The 21,710-nt window shown below is 55.8% G+C and carries 15 protein-coding genes; 11 read left to right on the top strand and 4 right to left on the bottom strand.

Annotated elements, in window-relative coordinates; translation table 11 throughout:
• Positions 1-216: 216 nt before the first annotated feature.
• Positions 217-1,416, bottom strand: a complete 1,200-nt coding sequence (locus HNI00_RS14990) for a Coenzyme F420 hydrogenase/dehydrogenase, beta subunit C-terminal domain (RefSeq protein ID WP_316787404.1) — start codon at positions 1,414-1,416, stop codon at positions 217-219.
• Positions 1,417-1,760: 344 nt separating this feature from the next.
• Here HNI00_RS14990 and HNI00_RS14985 point away from each other — a divergent pair, with 344 nt between their 5' ends.
• The 6 genes from HNI00_RS14985 to HNI00_RS14960 all read left to right on the top strand — a co-directional run bounded on the left by HNI00_RS14985 (position 1,761) and on the right by HNI00_RS14960 (position 7,931).
• Entirely contained in the window at positions 1,761-2,408 is a 648-nt protein-coding gene (locus tag HNI00_RS14985) for a Uma2 family endonuclease (RefSeq protein WP_420156369.1), read from the top strand.
• A gap of 97 nt (positions 2,409-2,505) precedes the next feature.
• Complete coding sequence (locus HNI00_RS14980; RefSeq protein WP_316787402.1) at positions 2,506-2,844, top strand: hypothetical protein; 339 nt, start codon at positions 2,506-2,508, stop codon at positions 2,842-2,844.
• A gap of 183 nt (positions 2,845-3,027) precedes the next feature.
• On the top strand, positions 3,028-4,056 hold the full coding sequence (locus HNI00_RS14975) for a tetratricopeptide repeat protein (protein ID WP_316793431.1): 1,029 nt from the start codon (positions 3,028-3,030) through the stop codon (positions 4,054-4,056).
• Positions 4,057-4,286: 230 nt separating this feature from the next.
• Entirely contained in the window at positions 4,287-5,381 is a 1,095-nt protein-coding gene (locus HNI00_RS14970) for a cytochrome c oxidase subunit II (RefSeq protein WP_316787401.1), read from the top strand.
• Positions 5,382-5,490: 109 nt separating this feature from the next.
• Positions 5,491-7,143: a cytochrome c oxidase subunit I gene (gene ctaD, locus HNI00_RS14965; RefSeq protein WP_316787400.1), complete on the top strand. Its 1,653-nt coding sequence runs from the start codon at positions 5,491-5,493 to the stop codon at positions 7,141-7,143.
• Positions 7,144-7,301: 158 nt separating this feature from the next.
• The gene (locus tag HNI00_RS14960; RefSeq protein ID WP_297076682.1) at positions 7,302-7,931 is read left to right on the top strand and encodes a cytochrome c oxidase subunit 3; all 630 of its coding nucleotides are present in this window, start codon (positions 7,302-7,304) and stop codon (positions 7,929-7,931) included.
• Positions 7,932-8,324: 393 nt separating this feature from the next.
• Here HNI00_RS14960 and HNI00_RS14955 read toward each other — a convergent pair whose 3' ends face one another.
• Positions 8,325-13,355 carry a substrate-binding domain-containing protein gene (locus tag HNI00_RS14955; protein ID WP_316787399.1) on the bottom strand — a complete coding sequence of 1,677 codons (5,031 nt, stop codon included), beginning with the start codon at positions 13,353-13,355 and terminating at the stop codon, positions 8,325-8,327.
• Between the two features lie 886 nt (positions 13,356-14,241).
• Between HNI00_RS14955 and HNI00_RS14950 the strand changes: the two genes are divergently transcribed.
• Entirely contained in the window at positions 14,242-14,718 is a 477-nt protein-coding gene (locus tag HNI00_RS14950) for an acyl-CoA thioesterase (RefSeq protein WP_068514286.1), read from the top strand.
• Between the two features lie 90 nt (positions 14,719-14,808).
• Here HNI00_RS14950 and HNI00_RS14945 read toward each other — a convergent pair whose 3' ends face one another.
• Positions 14,809-15,378, bottom strand: coding sequence for a cell division protein SepF (locus tag HNI00_RS14945; RefSeq protein WP_277772538.1), 570 nt, complete (start codon positions 15,376-15,378; stop codon positions 14,809-14,811).
• A 484-nt stretch (positions 15,379-15,862) separates the two neighbouring features.
• On the opposite strand from HNI00_RS14945, the gene HNI00_RS14940 reads away from it, so the two are divergent.
• Both HNI00_RS14940 and HNI00_RS14935 read left to right on the top strand, forming a co-directional pair.
• Positions 15,863-16,114: a hypothetical protein gene (locus HNI00_RS14940; protein WP_205369677.1), complete on the top strand. Its 252-nt coding sequence runs from the start codon at positions 15,863-15,865 to the stop codon at positions 16,112-16,114.
• A gap of 80 nt (positions 16,115-16,194) precedes the next feature.
• Complete coding sequence (locus HNI00_RS14935) at positions 16,195-16,398, top strand: hypothetical protein (protein WP_316787398.1); 204 nt, start codon at positions 16,195-16,197, stop codon at positions 16,396-16,398.
• Between the two features lie 89 nt (positions 16,399-16,487).
• Here HNI00_RS14935 and HNI00_RS14930 read toward each other — a convergent pair whose 3' ends face one another.
• Positions 16,488-17,963 (bottom strand): sensor histidine kinase, encoded by a 1,476-nt coding sequence (locus tag HNI00_RS14930; protein ID WP_316787397.1) that lies wholly within the window; start codon positions 17,961-17,963, stop codon positions 16,488-16,490.
• Between the two features lie 605 nt (positions 17,964-18,568).
• On the opposite strand from HNI00_RS14930, the gene HNI00_RS14925 reads away from it, so the two are divergent.
• The gene (locus HNI00_RS14925) at positions 18,569-19,564 is read left to right on the top strand and encodes a PRC-barrel domain-containing protein (protein ID WP_316787396.1); all 996 of its coding nucleotides are present in this window, start codon (positions 18,569-18,571) and stop codon (positions 19,562-19,564) included.
• A gap of 658 nt (positions 19,565-20,222) precedes the next feature.
• Positions 20,223-20,702 (top strand): peptidoglycan-binding domain-containing protein, encoded by a 480-nt coding sequence (locus HNI00_RS14920; RefSeq protein ID WP_316787395.1) that lies wholly within the window; start codon positions 20,223-20,225, stop codon positions 20,700-20,702.
• The last annotated feature ends 1,008 nt before the right edge of the window (positions 20,703-21,710 follow it).

Below are 21,710 nucleotides of genomic sequence, written 5' to 3'. Positions count from 1 at the left end.
GGGGCAACCCGCAACAAACCTTCGCCAGTATCCGTCAGTCCCTACACACTTGCGATAAGTTTTCTGGGTTTTGGAGGATTTCTCGCGGGCTGCGCCCGCGAGAAATCCTCCAACTGCGTAAATCCTATCCGTTTGGACGGCTGATTGGACGGCTGAGCCGCAGGCAGTGCAATGATTCAGTCCTGCGATGCAGTCCTGCAACGCTCAGCCGTTCCGCTATTCTGGCAGCTTGTATTGCCCCACGATGCGCTTGGCGTAGTCGGGGACGTGTTGTTCTAGCTTGTCGGGATAGTTGCGCTTCACGTAGAGATAGTTGCGGGTGAAGTGCGAGTCGATGGAAAAGCGGGCATATTCCAGCCCTTTGGGGCCAATTTTTTCGATCACCACGCCCATCAGCTTGGCCGCCCACATCGGCAGCGTCACGCCTTTGTCGTAGGCGGGGATGCTGTTTTGCACGGCTTGATGGCGATCGCCCTGGGACATCACAGGCTGCGTCTCAAGCTGGTCTTTCACCAACTCCAGCATCTCCGCGCCCGTCTCATTTCGCACCACAATCCACTGCCAGCCGAAGGGTGCGCCCATGTAGCCCACCACCAAATCCGCCAGCGAGTTTACATAGTCAAAACAGGTCATGCAGGAGGGCGCAAACACGTCCTTCAGTTCGTTTGTCTTCAGCCCAAAAAACGGCACCGTCTCTGTGGAACCGTCTTCGTGTTTGAAATGTACGCGAAAATCCTGCATAAACTCGTAATAGACCACCGTATCGGGCGATCGGCTGGTGGTGTCGAGAAATTTCTGCAAGCCAGCGCGGGTCACGTTGTCCACGCAAGGCGTTCCCAGCACGTAGAGTTTTTCTAAGCCCAGCTTGTCTTGCACTGCCCGCAGCGCCTGGATCTGGCAACCCACGCCAATCACCAGTAGCCGCTTCATGCCCGACTGCTCTACCAACTCCAGCACCGACAGGTTGGGCGACAGGGTGGGCTTATTGACCCGCGCCGCCAGGATTTCTTCGGGCGTGGTGGCGATTACGGGCTTTGGCTGAAACCGATCCTCCTCCGTGTTTTGCACGCAGACCACCCCTTCCACCAGCCCCCGGTTCAGCATTTCAATGGCGATGCTGCTGACGATGCCCGTCCACTGGGCCCCTTCGATGGGCTGGGTCTTGCGGGCTGCCATCATGTCTTGATGCACCCCAAAGTACACATCGTTTTCTTGGGACAGATCGCGGCTGCGCCCGTGAAATTCCTGCTCTAGGTCGGCAATCTGCTGGTTGATAAAGGCGCAGGCTTCCTTCACGTAATGCACATAGTACGTATCGCAGAGGCCGCACTCGCTGCACAGTTCCTTGGCGGGGCGACGGCTGCCGGGTTTGAGGGCGCGGGCTTTTTTGTGGGCGTTGGGCGAAACGGCGGTCATGAGGGATCAGGGATCAGGTTTCAGGGGTCAGGCGACCTGTTTTCACAATACCGTAGGGTGGGGGACGGGCGATCGCCCTTTCTCGTCATCGCTCTTCGCGAACACTCCAACATCCTGACACTCCAATACTCCGCCCCCTGTCCACTCGACCGAATCCACTAAACTGAAGGCAGTTGTACGCTCGTCGTGGGGGCACGCTGCCGATGCCAGAACCCAAACTCCTCGCGCCAGATACGCCAGAGATTGATCCGTCAGACCCGGTGCAATTGTCGCCTGAGCAATCTGCGCTGGAGGAGCCTGCTGAAGCTCGCTTTTCTAAGGAGGGCGATCGCGAGTTGCCCGTGATGCCCCCCTGTAATCTTGACAGCGACGAGCCGCCCTTGGAATCTGATCTTCATCTCCAGCAAATGATTCTGTTTTTGGAGTGCCTGAACTGGCTGTGGCGCGATCGCACAGACTATTACGCCAGCGGCAATCTCACGATTTACTACAGTACGAGCAAAATCAAGACCCGCGACTTTCGCGGCCCCGATTTCTTCGTGGTGCTGAATACAGAAAAGCGCCCGCGCAAAAGCTGGACTGTTTGGGAAGAGGACGGCAAAACGCCCAACGTGATTATCGAAATTTTGTCGAACAGCACAGCCCAGCAAGATCGCGGTGCGAAAAAGCAGCTTTATCAGGACGTGCTGCGAGTGTTTGATTATTTCTGGTTTGACCCAGTAACGCTGGAATTTGCCGGATTTACGCTTGTGGGTGGACAGTATCAGCCCCTACAACCGGGCGATCGCAACTGGCTGTGGAGCGAACAGCTTCAGCTTTTTTTGGGCATCCACGACCGCAGGCTGCGCTTCTTTGCGCCCGACGGCACGCTGGTTCCCACGCCTGCCGAAGCGGCCGAGCAGGAGCAACAGCAGCGCCAAGCCTCCGACCGACGGGCTGAACAGCTTGCCGCGAAACTGCGCGAACTGGGCGTTGATCCGGATGCCCTATAGCTGTGGCAATTGCAGAGAAATTTGCAGAGAAATTTGCACAGAAATTTGCAGAGAAATTTGCACAGAGATTCGCACAGAACTGATTTGGAGGGGACTTGTGGACGCTCCACGAATTGAAAACGCTCGTCGCTATTGGCAGGAAAGGCTGGAAAGCCGCATCAACGCAATCTACGGTTTTGTATCTGGGGAGGGCTGTCTTGCAGGGCGCATGGCTTCCGGCGCTCCGGGTGCAATCGACCCGACCGAGGAGTTTCGGGAACTTGCCGAACTGTATGGCGAAAAAGGGCTGACGACTCGCGGGGCGATCGCCGCTGAATACTCGAAATCTTTTTTTGAATCTGGACTCCTAGAAGCGCGGTATGGCAAGACGTTCGCGGCTCAATTAAAGAGGGAAATACAAGACAGGCTGCTTAATACTTGTCAGGGTCGCTCGTGATTTGTCCAGTCCTGCCCACAAACTGCGCTTTGAAGAGGCATGACCGGGCGATCGCCCGGTCGTCGCTTCCGGATTCGTCGATGGGCACACTGAGGCTATCTAGTAAGCGCTGAGCAAAAAGCGCTGACTAAAGCTGATTAAAGCTGACTAAAGCTGAAATGTGCCGAGCGGCGGAGCGTGGCTATGAAAATCGTGGAGCAAACCCCAGGGCGGCTAAAACTGCGCGATCGCGGCTGGTCGCTGTGGCTCACGTTTTTTCCGATAGCGCTGCTCGGGCTGGGCATCATGCCCTTGGGCCGGCACACGATTTTTTCGTGCCAGCGCGTTTCAACGCTCAGCGCCCAATGCACGCTAGAGGAGAGCAATTTTCTAGTGTCTACCCGTCGCCCGATTCCTCCCAGCAGCATTCGTGGGGCGGTTGTAAAGCGGCGATCGAGTGGACGCGGCAGTGTTCGCTACAGCGTGATTCTGCGAACCAAGAGCCAATCCATCACGCTCAGTTCCAGGTCGTCAAGCTGGAGTCGTCAGGAGGCGATCGCCAACCGAGTCAACGCTTTTTTCATGGACAACACCCAGCCCTCGCTCTACGTCGAAAATGACGACCGAGTAGCGATGTTATTCATCGGCGGCATCACTGCGGCAATGGGGATTGGCGGGCTGCTGGGCCTGTGCGAGATTAACCACGCCACGCTAGACAAAGCCAGCGGCAAACTGCACCATATCCGCCAGGGCGCAATTGGACAAAAAGAATCGGTGCTGCCGCTGCATCAAGTGGCTTATGCAGACGTGGAGCAGGGCACGGGCAAATCGCGATCGACCGGACGGATTATGCTGCACCTGAAATCGGGCGATCGCTTTCCAATGACGCGCAACCTCTATCCCGGCCTAAGGCATAAGGAGAAAGTCGCCAGCTTAATTAGCGAGTTTGTGGCCGCTCCCGCTCCTGAGCCTGTGATCAAACCGGAACGGGCAAAATCGTCCCCTGTGCCCAGCACTCCCGAAGCGGCGATCGCCCACTATCAGCAGGCACTTCAGAGCCATCCCGACGATGCCGAAACTCACTATCGACTGGGCATGGTGTTTTATAAGCAGGACAACGCCCAAGCCGCAACCACCCACTTGCAACGCGCCCGCGACCTGTTTGCTGCGAAGCACGAATCCCATCGCGTGCTGCAAGTGCAAGATATGCTGTGGCGGCTGGAGCAGGGATAGCTCGGCTGGGGCAGATGGCGCTGGGCAATCCGAAAAGGTGGCATCCGCAAAGGTTATGAAATTTCAACACAGGCATTGCGGGATCTGAAGCAAATCGAAAGTTTCCAGCGATCCCCAGAGTTCGGATGGTATTACAGGGAGAGAGTTCGGGGATTAGCGGGGGCGATCGCTACAAAACGTTACATCTCCCGCCTCACCCAACCCATCTGCGACTCACACTTTGAGGATTCATGAAACAGATTCCAGCATCCCTTCTCACGCTCACCGCTGGCATTCTGATCACCCTGGTCAGCCTATGGGTAGGTCAGCACCACGGTCTATTGCCAGAGCAAGCGTCGGAAGCGGCGGTTTTGGTAGACCAGCTTTTTAACGTGATGGTGATGATCGCCACCGCGTTGTTTTTGGTGGTGATTGGGGCAATTCTGCTGTTTTGCTTTCGCTATCGCCGTGCGCCGGGGGACGAGGGCGACGGCATTCCCATCGAGGGCAACCTGCCGCTAGAAGCCTTTTGGACGGCGATTCCGGCGATCCTGGTCATTGGGCTGGGGGTCTACAGCGTCCAGGTGTTTCAAGAAATGGGCGGCTTTGACCCCGGCAGCATCCACGTCGGGCACAGCATGATGGGCGGCGCAGTGTCGCACGCGATGCCGTCTCACGAAATGCACTCTATGCCGCAGGGTTCCGTCGCGATGATGGCCCAGGCTCCAGATGATGGGGCGATCGCCACCGATGCCACGGCCGATCTGCTAGCAGACCTGCCCGAAGGCACAGAACCGCCCGCCACGCCAGTTCCCCGCTATGGCTTTGGCGCAAACGCTGCTGAAGAAGGGCATACGCCCGACCTAGTGGTGAACGTTACCGGAATGCAGTATGCCTGGCTGTTTAACTATCCCAATAGCGGCATCATGACGGGCGAACTGCACATTCCCGTTGGCAAAGACATTCAGCTCAACATCTCTGCTCAGGATGTGATCCACTCTTTCTGGGTGCCTCAGTTTCGCCTGAAGCAAGACGCGCTGCCGGGCCAATCCTCTGGCTTGCGATTCGTTGCGACCAAGGTGGGCACGTATCCCGTCGTTTGTGCGGAACTCTGCGGCAGCTACCACGGCGGTATGAGAACCCAGGTGATTGTTCACACGCCAGAGGAGTTTAACGAATGGCTCCAGCAAAACGCCGTAGCCCAGCAGCAAAACCCAGCGCAAACCGTGGCGGTAAATCCGGCGGATCTGTCGGATGGAGACTATCTCTCGCCCTACGCGCAGGAAATGGGCGTGAGCGATCAAGTGCTTGCACAGGTACTTGCACAGGTGCGATCGCGCTCTTAGCGGGCGATCGCGCCGCTTCGCGGTTCAAGGGCATTCATTCGGCTGTTCCAATTCTGAACTCCTTCTTCGCGCCAAGTCTTCATAAAAAACTGGTATATTCCCTCTGCGTATGACTCAAGCACAAGTTCCACTCGACGACGCAGCGCTCGTTGCAGACCACGACCACGCCCAGGTTCACAAAGCCTGGAAATGGTATCACTACTTCGGCTACAACATCGATCACAAGGTGATTGGCATTCAATACCTAGTGACGGCGTTTGTGTTCTATCTCATCGGCGGGCTGATGGCCATGGGTATGCGGATGGAGCTAGCCACGCCCGATCCCGATTTTGTCGATCCCAGCCTCTATAACGCACTGTTGACCAACCACGGCACGATCATGATCTTTCTGTGGATTGTGCCTGCGGCCATTGGGGGCTTCGGAAACTACCTAGTCCCACTGATGATCGGCGCACGGGACATGGCGTTTCCTAACCTGAATGCGATCGCCTTCTGGCTCAACCCGCCTGCTGGCTTGCTCCTGCTGGGCAGCTTCTTTTTTGGCGGGGCACAGGCGGGGTGGACTTCCTATCCGCCGCTCAGCGAAATCACCGCTCCAGTGGCCCAGTCGATGTGGATTATGGCGATCGTGCTGGTGGGTACGTCCTCCATCATGGGCGCAGTGAACTTCATTGTTACCATCATCATGATGCGGGTTCCCAGCCTGACGTGGGACAAGCTGCCCCTGTTTTGCTGGGCGATTTTGGCGACTTCGGCGCTGGCGCTGGTGTCTACGCCCGTGCTGGCGGCGGGGCTAATCCTGCTGCTGTTTGATATCAACTTTGGCACGTCGTTTTTCAAGCCAGATGCAGGCGGTAACATCATCATTTACCAGCACCTCTTCTGGTTCTACTCACATCCGGCAGTCTATCTGATGATTTTGCCAATTTTCGGCATCATGTCGGAGATTATCCCGGTCTACGCCCGCAAGCCGATTTTTGGCTACAAGGCGATCGCCTATTCTAGCCTTGCCATCTGCCTGGTTGGCCTGTTCGTTTGGGTACACCACATGTTTACTAGCGGCACGCCGCCCTGGATGCGCCTGTTTTTCACCATTTCTACGCTGATTGTGGCCGTCCCCACAGGGGTCAAGATCTTTAGCTGGGTGGCAACGCTGTGGGGCGGCAAGATCCGCTTCACAACGGCAATGCTGTTTGCGGTTGGGCTGCTGGGGATGTTCGTGCTGGGCGGACTCAGCGGCATCACGCTGGGCGCAGCGCCGTTCGATATCCACGTCCACGACACGTATTACATCGTGGCGCATTTCCACTATGTGCTGTTTGGTGGATCGGTGTTTGGACTCTATGCTGCAATTTATCACTGGTTCCCCAAAATGACGGGCCGCATGATGAACGAGCGCTTGGGGCAGGTGCATTTCCTGATGACCTTCATTGGGGCAAACCTGACCTTTTTGCCGATGCACTCGCTGGGAATGCACGGAATGCCGCGTCGCGTCGCCATGTATGACCCGCAGTTCACCGCGCTAAACCAGCTCTGCACCTTTGGCGCATTCATGCTGGCGGCATCGCTGATTCCCTTTATCATCAACGCGGTGTGGAGCTGGACGCGCGGCCCCAAAGCCAGCGACAACCCCTGGAACGCGCTGACCCTGGAGTGGACGACCGCCTCGCCGCCCATCATCGAAAACTGGGAAGTGCTACCCGTAGTGAAGCACGGCCCCTATGAATACGGCATGACCAAGGAAGCCCTAGCGGTAGAGTGATGGGGAAGAGGGAAGAACGAAAAACAAAAAACAAAAAACGAAAAACGAAAAGCGCAAAACAAGACCTCTTCGTTCTTCTCTCTTCGTTCTTCTCTCTTCGTTCTTCCCTCTTCCCTCTTCCCTCCCAACTGACCTGAACTCTCGACAAACACCCAACCATGACTGACGCAACTGCACCCACCGGAACGGCGATCGCCCCCGAAATTACTGCCGAGGCTCAGGCCCATGACCACGCGCATCCCGATTTGCGAGTTTGGGGGCTGCTGACGTTCCTAATTTCCGAATCACTGATGTTTGGCGGATTTTTTGCCGCTTACTTGATGGTACGCGGGGCCGCAAGCCACTGGCCACCGGAGGGAACCGAGGTGGAACTGCTGCTGCCAACGATCAACACCATCATTCTGGTGTCGAGCAGCTTTGTGATTCACCTAGGCGATGTCGCCATCAAGAAAAACGACGTGAACGGCCTGCGGAAGTGGTACATTGTTACAGCGCTGATGGGCGCAGTCTTCCTTGCAGGACAGGCCTACGAGTATGCAACGCTGGGCTATGGCCTCAAGACGAATATCTTTGCCAATTGCTTTTACCTGATGACGGGCTTTCACGGGCTGCACGTCTTCATTGGGCTGGTGCTAATTTTAGGTGTGTTGTGGCGATCGCGCCGCGCGGGTCACTATTCCGACCATAAGCACACAGGCGTTGAAATGGCGGAAATTTACTGGCACTTTGTGGACATTATCTGGATTATCCTGTTTGCGCTGCTTTATATCCTGACGCAGTTTTCCTGAGTTCGCGTTAGCCTCAAAAATTCATTCACCTCTGTTTCACCTCATAGTTCCACTTCACAATCTAAACTCATCACCCGACGCACGATTTTTCACGATTCTTCCCTGTGAAAAATCGTGCGTTTTCGCATTCATGCTTCAATCTCCCAATCTTCAATTTGCAATCCTCAATAGATCGCTTGCATGAATGCTTTTCTAAGAGCGTGAATCGTTGGGTGGTACCGCCGCCAAACGATTCACGCAAGAGGTTCAATTTGCAATCTCAATTTGTTGCAATCTCAATTTGCAACCCGCAACCCATTGATGCGCCCAAACTCTTGCGTGTTGTGATTGCATGTTATGAGTGACTGTTGTCTGTCAGACTGTAAGGGCGATCGCCCATGCTTTAACGGCACTTTAACGGCGTTTGCCTCGCTTGCTGGGCGGCTTTTTCCGGGATGGTGTGGACTTGGATGCAGGGCTGCTAGAGGACTTCGCAGACGGGCTAGCGGCTGGCGGCTCTGCCTGCGGAGTCGTTTCAACAGCAGGGGTTTCAGCGGATTTGCTAGAAGCTGTCTGGTCTGGCTGGGACTGGTCTGGCTGGGACTGGTCTGGCTGGCGCGATCGCCCTCGTGCTTCCTCAATCCACAAATTGGGGAAAATGCGCTGCCAGGATGCGGGCTGAATGATGTCTAGAATCTGTGCCTCAGAGGCTTCCGCCAATGCTGCAAAGGTGGTAATTCCAGCCGCAAACAGCTTCTGCTCGTAAACCGGGCCGATGCCATTAATTTCATACAGCGGGTCGCGGGGAACCTCTGCTGGGATGGAGGCAGGCGATCGCCCACTAATCACCTGCGCTTCGGCAATCCACGCCTCCGGGTCAAATCGCTGCCAGCTTTCCGGCTGAATCAGGGTTCGCAACTGCTCTGGTGTTGCAGCGGCCAAATCCGCAAAGGTGAAAATGCCACCATCGAATAGCTTCTGTTCATACACCGGGCCGATGCCGTTGATGTCACGCAGCGGGTCATGATCGGTGTCTGCGGGAACGTCCACCCCCTGAGCAAACCGCGCCGCTTCCTCGATCCACAGGGCTGGAAAGATCTGCTGCCATGCGGCCGGACGAATAATCTCTTGCACCTGCGCTGGCGTGAGCGCTGCCAAATCCGCAAAGGTGTAGATGCCTGCATTGAACAGCTTTTGTTCATAAATTGGGCCGATGCCGTTGATATCGCGCAGCGGATCGCGCCGAATATCGGCAATCTGTCCGGTTGCCTGAACGACTTCGCGATCTGGCGATTCAGTGGCGATGCTGGATGTGTCTGCGTCCGAGAGGGCGATCGCCCCTGTCGCACTAGCCCCTGTCGCACTGGCCCCTGTCGCACTAGCCCCTGTTTCACCAGTCTCCGCCGTCAGCGCCAGCGGCAAAGCCTCTAGCTGCAAGCGCACCTCAGCAAGCTGTGCCGTGAGGGTATCCCGTTCTGCCTGAAGCGCTTCTCGCTGAGCCTGGGTTTCTGCCTGCGCCTGTCGAAGCGTTTCGGACTCGGCCTCAAGCGTCTGGACGCGCGATCGCCATTCCGCTTCAATATCCTCTAGCCGAGTACGGAGAGCGGCCAGTTCTGTCTCAATCGCCGTGCGATCGCTGTTCGCCATCGCGAGATGCTCTTGTAAGGTGGCAATCCGTTCTTGCAGCGCAAGACGTTCCTGATCGCGTTCCTGAGCAATCTCCTCCTGATGTGTCTGTACGGAAGCTAGCTCAGCCTCAAATTCATTTCGTTCCTGCGTTACTTGAGCCAGTTGTTCTCGCAGCGCTCCCAGTTCTGATTCTAGAGAAACCTTTGAAGCTTGTGCCTCATCCCGAACCTCTTTTAGCTGAGTCCGCAGCGTGTTCACTTCTGATTCCAGCGCTTTTCGCCCGCTTTCAAACTCATCGAACTGAACTTGTAGCGTCGTTAAATCTGCTTCAAAGGTATTGCGTTCCTGCTCAAGTTCATCCAGCCGTGCGCGGAGTGTGGCGATCTCTGCCTCAAATGTATCCCTCTCCAGGGTGATGTCGTTTATCTGAGAATGCAGCGTGGATAGCTCAGCTTCACGGCGATCGCGCTCTTGGGTCATTTCGTCTAGCTGTGCCTGAAGCGGTACAATTTCTGCCTCAAACGCATCCCGTTCAGCGGTTAGATTCTGCATCTGGGGACGTAGTGCAGTCAGTTCCGCTTCAAACGCAGAGCGCTGTTCAGCAATCTCATCGAGCTGGGCCCGCAACTCATCAAGCTGAGTTATAAACTCATCGCGTTCTTCCGTGAGGTTGCCGAACTGCGTTCGCAGAGCCGCCAGTTCGGATTCTAGCGTTTCCTGTGCAGCCGTTTTGTCTGCTACCTGGGTGTTGAGATCTGCCAAGTTTTCTGCCAATGCGTCGCGCTCCTGCACGGTTTCGTCAAACCGAGTTTGCAGTGTCGCAAGTTGTAAGATAACTGCTTCTCGCTCAGCGGCGATCGCCTCTAATTGAGTTCGCAATTCCGCTAACTCTCGCGCCCCTGCTTCGCCTGCGGCAGTGGCATCCGAAAGCTGAGTGCGAACTGTGGCCAGTTCTAAATCCAGCGCATCACGTTCCTCCGCAAGACGGTTTAGCTGGCCTTGCAGGTCTTCCAGGTCTACGGCTGCGGCTTGCTGGGCGGCCGTTTGTTCCTCAACGAACGTCTCCAACTGGACTCTCAGGGTCACAAGCTCCGCTGCATGGGCCGCTTGTGCAGCCTCCAGTTCTCTCTGAAGGTCTTCTACACGAGTGCGAAAGGTCGCAAGCTCATCCCCAAGCGCATCCCGCTCGGCTGTCAGCGCGTTGGCTTCCGACAACAGTTCTGCCCGCGCGGCTTCCTCTTCTGCCCGAACGCGGGTTGATTCCGCCACGCTGGCCCGCAGCAGCGTCACTTCTGCGTCCAACTCGCTTCGGGTTGCCTTCTCAGCGTCAAGCTCTAGGCGCAATGCCAACAAGGCGTTTTCCGTTTCAGAAACGGCTGCTTCAGCGTTTTCAGCCTGCGATCGCGCGATTTCCAGTTCCGTTTGCAGTTCTGTCTGCAAGCCTTCCAGTTCCGTGAGCCGCGATCGCAGCGATATCAGTTCTCCCTCTACGTCATTCTTTTCAGCTTGAATGCATTCAAACTGCGATCGCAGATCATCGAGCTGTACGTCTAGATCCGTCTTCTCTGCTTGCGCTGACTGCAACAAAACTCGAAGATTCTGTGTTTCTTCTTCAGCAGCCGTTTCTGAACTTCGCTGCGCTTCTAGCTCTCGCTGAAGCAAGACAATCTGATTCGTCAGTTCATTCCGCTCGGCGTTCACCTGGCGTAGCTCTGCGCTTGCGGCTTCCAGATCGGCGGCGATCGCCTCTCGTTCGCGCTGGCTTGTTTCAAGCTGATCGTGCAATGCCGCCAGATCTGCCTGACGATGCTCAATTTGGGGGCGAAGCTGGGCGAAATCGACTCGCTCTCCAGGGTTCAGCGATTCGCCCACAAAGGCCGCATAAAAGCCGCTCAAAGCCTGCCAATAGCTATCTTTTTCTTGAATAACGCCTGCCAGCGTTTGGCGCAGTTCGTCCAGGCCAGCCGTGCGATCGGACTGTTCTGCGCGTGCAGTTTCCAACGCTGCTTCTAGCTCAGCTCGTTGGGTGTCGGCATCCTGCAAGCGCGATCGCAGCGTCTCGAGTTCCATCTCCAATGTTTGCTTTTCTGACCGGAGCGTTTCTATGAGCGATGGTGTTTGTTTGGGTTCGCCCGTCAATGCTTGTGAAAGGGCCAGTCCAGTCATCAGAGCAGTTTGAACTTCCTCTGCTGTGAATTCTCCTATGAGTTCATCTTTACGTTCCTCCATGCGTTCCGGCTGATCTACCAGCGAAGGGCGATCGCCCTCTGCGGGCAGCATATTTTCTGCCGGATTTTCTGCCGGAAGCTCCACATTCGCCTCGGTGATAGCTTCAGATTCCGGTTCTGGTTTATCCTCCATCTGATGAGTCACTTCGACATCAATCGCTTCAGCATCAATCGCTTCGGCATCAACCGTGTCAATATCTGTCGCTTTCGCATCAGTATTTGATTCCAGGAATAGTTCACTCTCAGGTTCGAGATTTGATTCTGAACCCAGAAGCTCTACAGTGCCAAACTTAGAATCGATGCTTTCCGATTGATCATCGGTCTGTGGAACGTCCGTATCATCGATCTGCTCCTCTGCTGGTTCAGGCTCTAGTTCAACATCTGACCCCTCTTCAATTACCACTGCGTCCGCTACGGAAGTCCAGGCGGTGTCGTTTGGGATGCGAGCTTGGGCGCTATTGGTTCTGGTTTTGGCAGCCGTCGCCGCTGGGCGAGTTGGGGTAGAGTCTGGCGATCGCCCCAAAGACACGGCCTGTTCCGCCGCAGACGACGCTTGATTTCGCTGACGAGCCTGCCGCGCCAGCACCGCCTGCACCAGCGTCAGCAGCCCGCCCAGCACCAGCAGCGGCAGCAGCACCCACTTCAGCAAAGAGCCAATGCCGCGCCCGCCGGGAACCACCTCGCCAGGCGCGATCGCCACGGTTTTGCGTTTGCCCGCCTCCAGCGCGATCGCCCGTTTTGCTTCGCTCAGCAGCGCTTGTCCATCAGGCGATGTGGTCAGACTTTTCGCCACGGCTGCTGCGGAAGAACCAGGTCGATAGGCGATCGCCCCCACCTGCTCCAGCGGATATCGCGCATCCGTCGGCAAGACCTCTTGGGGAACCGCCAGCTTCACCACGCGGGCTTTGGTCTGCTGGGTCAACTGGCTGGCGATCGCGTAGCCAATCCCATCTTTCCCCAGCTTGGCGATGACCTCGGCCGTATCGTCGGTTTTCAGCAGCACCCGGTTCACGGTCTCTGGCAACGCACCCAGCGGTATGAGTCCATACTGCTGCAAGACTGCCCGCGTTTCGCTAGTGGTTGGGCGATCGATCAGACGAATCGGGCGATCGGGTCCACCTACCTGCGTCCAGTTGGTGATATCACCGCGCAGGATTTGCTCGAACTGCTGCACCGTCAGATGTCCCTTGAAGGGATTATCCTCGCTTACGATGACTGCAATTTGCGCCTGATCCAGCCATAGCGTTTTGAAGCCTTGGGCGAGTTCGTCTGGCGTGAGCGATCGCCCCACTGCCACCAAATCCACCTCGCCTCGCTTCAGCGCTGCCAGCCCTGCATCCGTTCCATTGGCCTGCACCTCCACCGTAAGGTCGGGCGAGTCTGCTTCGAGTTGCTGCTTGAGCGCCCGATTCAGCGGCAGCAGATCGCGGGCCCCGTCAATGCGAATGAGCGTTGCAGGTTTTGAAGCCGCAGTTTGCAAATCTGCTGCATTTGCAGGCATGATTCCCAGCAGCACGAGCAAAAGACCCGACGCAGCCAGACCAGCCGAAGCAAAACGGTCTGTCCAAAAACCAAAATTTTTTGACATGAGGAGGATACTGGCGAAAGGTGAATAGAACCGTGCAGTGCGGGCTATCCGAATGCTCACGGAACGCCAACCCAACTCAACCCGCTACCACGCTGCCGCGAACAAAAAACTAAGCGTCACGTCGGCGCAGCGCCATCCCTCTAGAAATAGTCCAGATGCCTGATTTGCGTCAGTTGTACAGAACACAAGCGATGCCCATGTGCCTTAAGCAATTCCAAAGTTTGCAGCGCGTTTTTGTGTGCAACTGGTGGAACGATCCCTCCACCCGGCATAATGAGGAAGCAATGTCAGTTCTAAAGTTTAGATTGAGATTAGATTGGCGATTTTAGAATGTTGGTTTAGCTGATTTAACTTGATATGCTGCAAGACTTCAGCTATTTTTAGCAACTTCGTGGGTCGCGCTGTCTAGGCTACTGTGTACACACATCTCGATTGTTTGCGTAAGGCTCTGAAAGATCCCCCTAAATCCCCCTTGATTAAGGGGGACTTCCGATCCAGTTCTCCCTGCTTCGGGTTTCGGTTCCCTCCTTACTTAAGGTGGGCTAAGGGGGATCAAAGCAGCGCCGCTTGAGTTCGGCTCCCGCTTATTTAAGGGGGGCTAGGGAGGATCAAGGCATTGCCGCTCAAGCCTGAGAATTTGTGTGTACAAAGTAGGTTCTCTAAGAGGATGTTTGAAAAGTCCTACTGTTTGTAGCAAAGCGTGCAAGATCCCCCTAAATCCCCCTTAAAAGGGGGACTTTAAGGCGGTTTTCCCCCTTTTTAAGGGGGGCTAAGGGGGGACCTCTGAGTGCTTAACATTACAGGCGATACCTTTTCAAACACCCTCTAAGAGAATTGATAGGATTTTCATCAAAGACTAAATCTGTCCCTAAGCTGTTATTTGGGTATGCCCTTCACTTACTCTCGCACTGTCCGCTTTCAAGACACCGACGCGGCCGGCGTTGTGTATTTTGCCAACGTGCTGGCCATGTGCCACGAAGCCTATGAAGCCTCCCTCGCCGCATCAGGGATTAATCTCAATGCCTTTTTTTGCTACCCGCGTATTGCGATTCCCATCACCCACGCCACGGTAGATTTTATGCGGCCGTCTTTTTGTGGCGACGAGCAGAAGATTTACGTCACGCCCAAAAAGCTGAAGGACAGCGAGTTTGAGATCGAGTACGAAGTGTTTACGGTGGAGCGAGTGGGCAAGGAGATTCCCGAAATCCAGGAGACCTGCGTCGCCCGCGCCTTTACCAAGCATGTGTGCATTGACAGCGCCCAGCGTGCGCGATCGCCCCTACCGCTAGAGGTGATGAAGTGGCTCAGCCAGTGGAGCCGCGAAGGAGAAAAGGTGTTTGACGATCTGGAAACCTTGCTCTAGAACCGACTCTTCGTAGAGGGCGTAGAGTAGGGGGCGGATGGGCGATCGCTCGTCCAGGGCAGACGCTCAGAAGCGGCAATCAGGCGGCGATCAGAACGCATTACCGGGCCAGGGCGGCGGCGAGGTTGGCGGCCCCTTTGGGGTCGGAGTGGGGGGATAGGTCAGGTTGCCCAGCGGCAGATCGCCCCGGCCCATCGAGGTAAAGCTGCTGATCTGCACAAAGCTGGGAGTGAATAGGAAAATGTGGTCGCCCAGCCGCTCCTGGTGTCCATCCACTGCATAGGCTCCACCTGCCACATAGTCGGCCGCCCGCTGGGCCTGGTCTGGCTCCATTAGCCCTAGATTCAGAATGACTGACTTGCGCTCTCGCAGCGCCCGCACCGCTTGGGGAATTTCTTCAAAGGAGCGTGGCTCCATCAACACTACTTCGGGCTGATGCCCAGCAGCACGCGGCAGGCCTACGACATTATTGGGGACGCTATTTGGCGCAGCACCCCCACGGCGGCGAGGGGCGGGCGACGGGGGCGGAACTTGCTCAGGGTAGGCATCAGCATAGCCGTAGGACTCATCTTCGGCGGTGTATCCCAGGTCTTCGTACTCGGCATCGTCGTAGGGTTCGCCCAAACCAAACACGTCTTGAATTCGCTGGAAGAAGCTCATGGCTGTGGGAGGGTAGAGAGGACGGAGGGGCTGGATATGGCGGCGCAGGAATCGCTACGGACAGTATAGGAATCAAAATATAGAACTTTAAAGACTTAAAAGACTTAGAACTCAAACTAGAACTCGAACCTAGAACTCAAAAATTACTCAAACAATCGAACCGAGCCTGAATTTAGTTCGCTTGTTCTATTTTAACCTGTGTGCCCAAAATCCTAAAGTGGTTCCGCTCAAGTTTTGTGACGGGTCAAGTTTTGTAACAATGGCACGGGTTCAAGCGTTTCACTGTCTACTCCGGACTGCGAATCCGACCTGCCCAATCCCTGTGATACTCATCACATTGTCCGGGGCAATCCATCACCATGCAGGGGCCCTGGCAGTCACCCGATTCTCAGAGAATTATCACCCCCCCAGATTTGTGGAATCACCCGGCTGGAGCGTGAAACAGGAGATAGTAGTCACAGCTAACCCAGAGAGTGTTCCAGCCATGAATGAGACTCGGCCAGCGCTACCTCGACGCAATCTGACTCGCGAAATCAAACCCACCTATTGGCGCAAGCTGATCGAGGCGGGAGTGCCCATCGATGCCGCCGATGCCATTGCCTGGGCGATCGCCCGATACGACACAGCCCGGCGGTTGCCGCCCTCTAGCCAGCAAGCGCTGATTCGGCAATATTGCGCGTTTGTGTGTCGGGCGGGGTTGTGGCGATCGCAGCTTTTGGTCAACCCTGGGCTGTAGTCGCGGGTAGAGTCAGCGCCCTGCGGCACTTCACGACCTCCGCCGTGCCGACACCTCTGTTGTGACTGTTGTGACTAACCATGAACGTTATGCAATCACCGATTACGCGACAGTATGCGATCGCCCAAGCAGCGCTGGAACACGCCGTTTATTTCCTGGAACTCGGAGCCGATACCAAAGCCGCCACCTACTTCCAATTTGCCGCACAAAACTTCCAGAGCATTGCCAAAATGCTAATCGAGCAGGAGACTCGGCGATCGCACCTGGATTCCAGGGAGGAGTAGTGATCGGGTTTTGGAAAGGCAGGTGGGTTCGGTGATCGCGCCTATGATTGCGCTTATAATCGCGCCTATGAGCGTGCTTATGATCGCGCTTATGACAGCGGCAAAAGAATTTCAAATTCGGTGCCGATGCCAGCGGGCGCGTCGGCTGGGAAAAGGGCGGGTGATTTGAGGCGAAACTGGCCGCCGTGTTTGGCGGTGACAATTTGATAGCTGACGGATAGGCTGGTTTCTTTGGCGGCACGACGCTCGACAGTGAACGACTCCAGAATACGCTGCTGGACTTCGGGCGAGAGGCCAGGGCCGTTGTCCGTAATGCGGACAGACACCCAGCGGCGTTCGTTTCGCGCTGCTGCGCCTGAGGGCGACTGGGCTGTTTTAGCGGTTGCTTGGATGGGGCCCGAGTCGGCTGGCGCGATCGCCCCCGATGGGTTGGCCAATGTCCCGCCGCCGGGTGATGGGTCTGACAGTCCCTGGATGGCTGTAGTGATGACGATCTGGGGTTTGCGGAGAGAACCGGCCGCCGCGTGGGTGGGGCGATCGCCCATCCCCTCAACCCAGTTCTGGTAAGTGGCCGAGTCCAGCAATGCCTCGACAGCGTTGATCAAAATATTCATAAACACCTGACTCAGTTGCCCAATAAAGCAGGGCACGGGCGGCAGATGCCCATATTCACACACGATGTCAATTTCTCCAGTCAGGCGGCTTTTTAGCAGCAGCACCATGCTGTCAAGGCATTCATGCAGGTTGGCAGGCTTGGGATAGACCTCATCCACATGGCAAAAGTTTTGCAGGCTGGTGGCTAGGTTCTTGAGCCGCTCGGCTCCGGCGCGGATGCTGGCGATCGCCTGGGGCAGATCCCGTTTTACGTAATCTAGCTCAATAGCTTGCTGAAGCTGCCGCACCGCAGGCGGCACCGACGGCAGGCTGGCTTCGTAGGCGGCGATTAGATCCAGCAGGTCGGCGGCATAGCTCGACACATGGCTGAGGTTTCCCCAGATAAAGCCCACCGGGTCGAGGATTTCATGGGCCACGCCATCTACCAGTCTCCCCAGCCCAGCCATTTTTTCGCTCTGAATCAGTTGCACCTGGGTTCGCTCATAGCGCACCTGGGTTTCGATGCCGCGAATCTGCCAGTGGGCCCGGTTTAGATCGTGGGGGCTGAGCAGATAATAGGCCCCGTCTGCCTGCACCACGATTGGCTCGTTGAACTGGTCGGGCGATCGCCGCAAGACCTGCTGCGCCGCTGTCAGAATCGGCGTGTGCCCTGGTAGCATTAGCGGCGGCTGGGCGGCGTAGCTGTGCAAGACTTTCAGCGGGCGACCGAGAAACAACTCCGCCCCATGCGGACGCAGCAGATATTCCAGCAAGCGCTGACGCGACAGCATCCCCACAAACCGCGCCCCATCCCACAGCACCACGCCCGGCAGCGCTGGATGCTGCTCAAACACCGCCGCAACTTGCAGCCCCGTCTGTCCACAATCTGCCCGAAAGTCGTGCAGCGGCAGTTCCTCCAGCGTGGACTCTGAGCCAAGTACTTGAATGTTGGCTTCGCGCAATCGCGGCATCAAAAAATTCTCAGTTAGCGCCTCAGGCGGTTCCCCAGTCAGTGCCCCAGTCAGTGCCCCAGTCAGGGTTTCTAATAGCGGAGATTCTGCGGAACAATCGGTCGGGAAGTCGCTCGATATCATGAACAGGTTATCTAGAACAGGTTATCTATCGGTCGGGAACAGTCTCAGCAGCAGACAGACCGAGCCAACCCTGGCCAGGAAAGCTTCCAAACTTGAAAGTCTCCAAAACCGGGCGATCGCTGTCAAGATTGCTGTCAATTGGGAAACCGTTCAGACAAAATTACAACGTGTAGGACTGACGCAGTTGAACGATTTCTCGCGGGCGCAGCCTGTGAGAAATCGTTCAGAATCGCGAGAAATCGTTCAGAATCTAGAAAACTTATCGCAAGTGCGTAAGTCCTGAACGTGATTAGACGAAATTATTTGTTTAGAATGCCCAGAAATCAAAAAACAGCATCTATTCTTTAGGAGTAGGCAGGCGGCAGGATTCAGCATTCAGGCCAAAAGTCTGGCTACACAACCGTTTCCTGTACTGCCGCAAACATCCCCATCCCTTCGTCTTTCCAAACCTTAATTTCCAAACCCTAATCCCCCAAATCCCTATGACTACTGATTCCACTGCTGCGGCAACTCCCGTCATGTTGCAAAGTGAGGTGATCGGCAAAGTTGTCATCAAGCCTGATACGGCTGAGGAAGTCGGGCGCGTCAGTCGGCTCTGGCTCGATCCCAAAGCGCATCAAATTGTAGGGCTGGAATGCACAGCGGGCGCATTGGGGATTAAGCGCCATGCCTATAATTGGCTACAAATTGCCAGCATTGGCTCTGAAGGAGTTATTCTCAAGGCCCACATTGGCCCAGAACCGACCAAGCCCGATACGGTTGTGTTTGTGCTGGGTGATGAGGTGTGGACGGATGGCGGCAGCCGCGCTGGGCTGGTGGTGGATTATCGCCTTGACCCGACGAGCGGGCGCGTGCTGGATTACCTGTTTACAACCGACGGCTGGGGCGGGCTGACGAGCGGGCTGTATCGGCTGCATCCGGCGGGCGCGATTGGCGTGAGCGATCGCCGCTTGGTCTGCACGGTGTCTTCGGTCGAGGCGGCGGAGTTGGAAAGCCCCGGCGTGGTGCAGAAAGTGCAGCAGGTGCGGGATTTCCTCAAAAATGATTATTCTCAAACCAAAGCAGATGTCAGCAACCTCAAGCAAAAGCTGACGGGCTTCGTCGGGCAGGCACAAAGCAGTGCCCAATCGCTAACCGAGCAAACCAAAGCCACCCTTGCAGAGAAAGCTGAGCAGCTTCAGCAAACGACCGAAAAGGCAAAAGAAACCCTTGCGGATAAAGCTGGCCAGCTTCAGCAAACGGCTGAGAACGCTGCTGCCCAGGCAAAAGAGAAGCTGGCCGACGCGACGACTCAGGTGCAAGCAACGGGAGAAAAAGCCAAAGAGTCTGTGGCCAATCTCACGGCCCAGGCACAGGACAAGGCACAGCAGCTTTCGGAACAGGCTCAGGGGGCGATCGCCGATGCAACCCAGCGCCTCCAGCCTACTGAGCCGCCTGCTGCCAGCCCAGAAGACCTGCCTGATTCCTCTAATTCTTAATCGGCTTCCTAATCGACTGGCTAATCGCCTCCCCTGCTGGGCGCATCCCAGTTCTGCAAGTTCGCCCTCATCCCCCAGCCCCTTCTCCCAGAGCAGGAGAAGGGGAGCCGGATTGAAAGTCCCTCTCCCAAAGCGGGAGAGGGATTTACGGTGAGGGTTACAAAAGTGAGACGCACCCCCCGCTTCCCGCCACAGGTTTGGGCTTGTTTGACTCCATAAAGCTGAAACCACTGGGAAATGGGTCTGGTGTCAAGGGCGATCGCACCATCCACCCCTTTTTCGATGGAGAAGGACGGGTTTTGCGATCGCCCTTTTTGCAATAAACCTAGAGGTTCATGCTAGCGGGTGATCAGAGTGGGTGATCTGGGTCTACACCGCAGCATGAAGAGTTATTTCGAGCCTTTGCCTATCTTGATACTAGAGAGCGATTCAGGATTGTATCTCGACTTGGTGAACGAACCTTCTGCAAGTGGGGGTGTTCCCATTGCACCCCCGCCCTTCCTTCCAGACGGTTTTCCAGTGCAAGGTTCCACCATCAAGCCTTCAGGATTAAATAGCTGTTTCAGAGTTTTAGCAAGGTTACCTTGCGGGGAGCTAGTCTAGCCCTTGCAGCGCACCTAGCGCCCGACCCCCCGACCAAACTTCAGGATTCGTGACCATGAAAACGGTTTATTCTTTGCAACAATTCATCGCTGTGCTATCGGGGCTGGGATATTTCGCAAATTCGGACGCAAATTCGGACAGCCTGCAAAACAACCCGCAGCCAGAGCAGCGCAAAGGACAAAGCCAGCGGGCGAGGGATGACCTGCAACTGGCAATTCGCACCTTTCAGGCGCACTACGGGCTGCCGCTGACGGGCGAAGCAGACCAGCCCACCCAGGAAAAAGCACGCCAGCTTGTCCGCAACTTGCACCACGGACTGAAACAAACCGTGAGTCCGGATCTGTCCATCAGCGAGTTTTATGGACCGCGCACGGTTAGCGCCGTTCAGCAGTTTCAAGCGCAACGCAGACTGCCTGTGACTGGCGTTGCCACGGCTAGCGTCCGCAGCGCTATTGAAGAAGACCTCAAGCAGCAACTCCGGCAAGCCCTCGGCCGTGCTGGCAATCGGCGTACCCCTTGTCCCTGTGCAAATTAGTGGGCTGGAATCGACCCAAAAGCCAGGGCACGTAATCAACGTTGTCCCAAAGCCGTCATCTGCATCCTCATCATCCGCATCCTAAAGACTCAAAATTTTGCAAGGCCCTGGACAATATCTATACAAACTATTAACAAAGCAGATTACACAGCAGGGCAATCGCCCCGTTTTATTCACGCTGCCTGCACCTAACTCGATTCATGCAGCCCTTCAATCCCTCGTCTAAAGGCGCGAGATGTGCCTGAGATCAGCTATTTGTGCAACTCGGCGGTCACGCTGTCTGGCAGCCATAGAGCCAGCAGAAAATATAGTCTGAAAAAGGGAAAGGGGCGATCGCTCACCCAAATCTCACGCACCCCCGGAATTTGAGTTTCAAATTTGTATTCTTTGAAACCAGACTCCGCCTTTTTGCGGACAAAAGACCCGCCGAATATGGGTTCTTTTGATGTAGGAAGTGTGAACTTCAGAGGCCCCCTCGGGAATTTTCGGAGGGCGGCCTGTAGAACTTTATGTAAGAGCTTTGTGCAAACTGCCTCTATCGACCTGTTTGTGACTCGCTTGAGTCTGCGTCTTGCATCAAGACCGCTTTGTGACAACAGGCCTTGAGCCGTTTGCCGCCGAAACTGGGTGCGTCTAGACCATTAGCATCAACACTGCGTCGTCACAAGACCTACGCAGAACCTAACGTGAAACCTGCGTAAACCCATTGGCTAAAGCCGATAGATGTTTACAGACCGAATCCTCAGGACCGGATTATCGTCTGGATTCTCATTGAGTTGTCACCGATCAAAACCGCATCCCGGTGTGGACTGTTGACTGAATCCATGTCCTTAGCCTAAGCGCCTGCTGCGACCTGCCACCCGGCCACTCCTCCGCAAGTCTCCCCTTTCGGATGTGGCACTCGACTCTAGTCGCAGGGTCAGTTGGCATCGCTTTGTGCAGAGGACTGGAAGGCTTTGCGAGCCGCGACGCTCAAGAAACGCTTGGATGGAACCTGAATATTCTTTT

Origin of the sequence: Thermoleptolyngbya oregonensis NK1-22 (genome assembly GCF_032705245.1) — a bacterium.
Lineage (GTDB): Bacteria > Cyanobacteriota > Cyanobacteriia > Elainellales > Elainellaceae > Thermoleptolyngbya > Thermoleptolyngbya sichuanensis.
The sequence above is the reverse complement of the archived record's forward strand: the minus strand, read 5'-3'. Positions and strand labels throughout refer to the sequence as shown.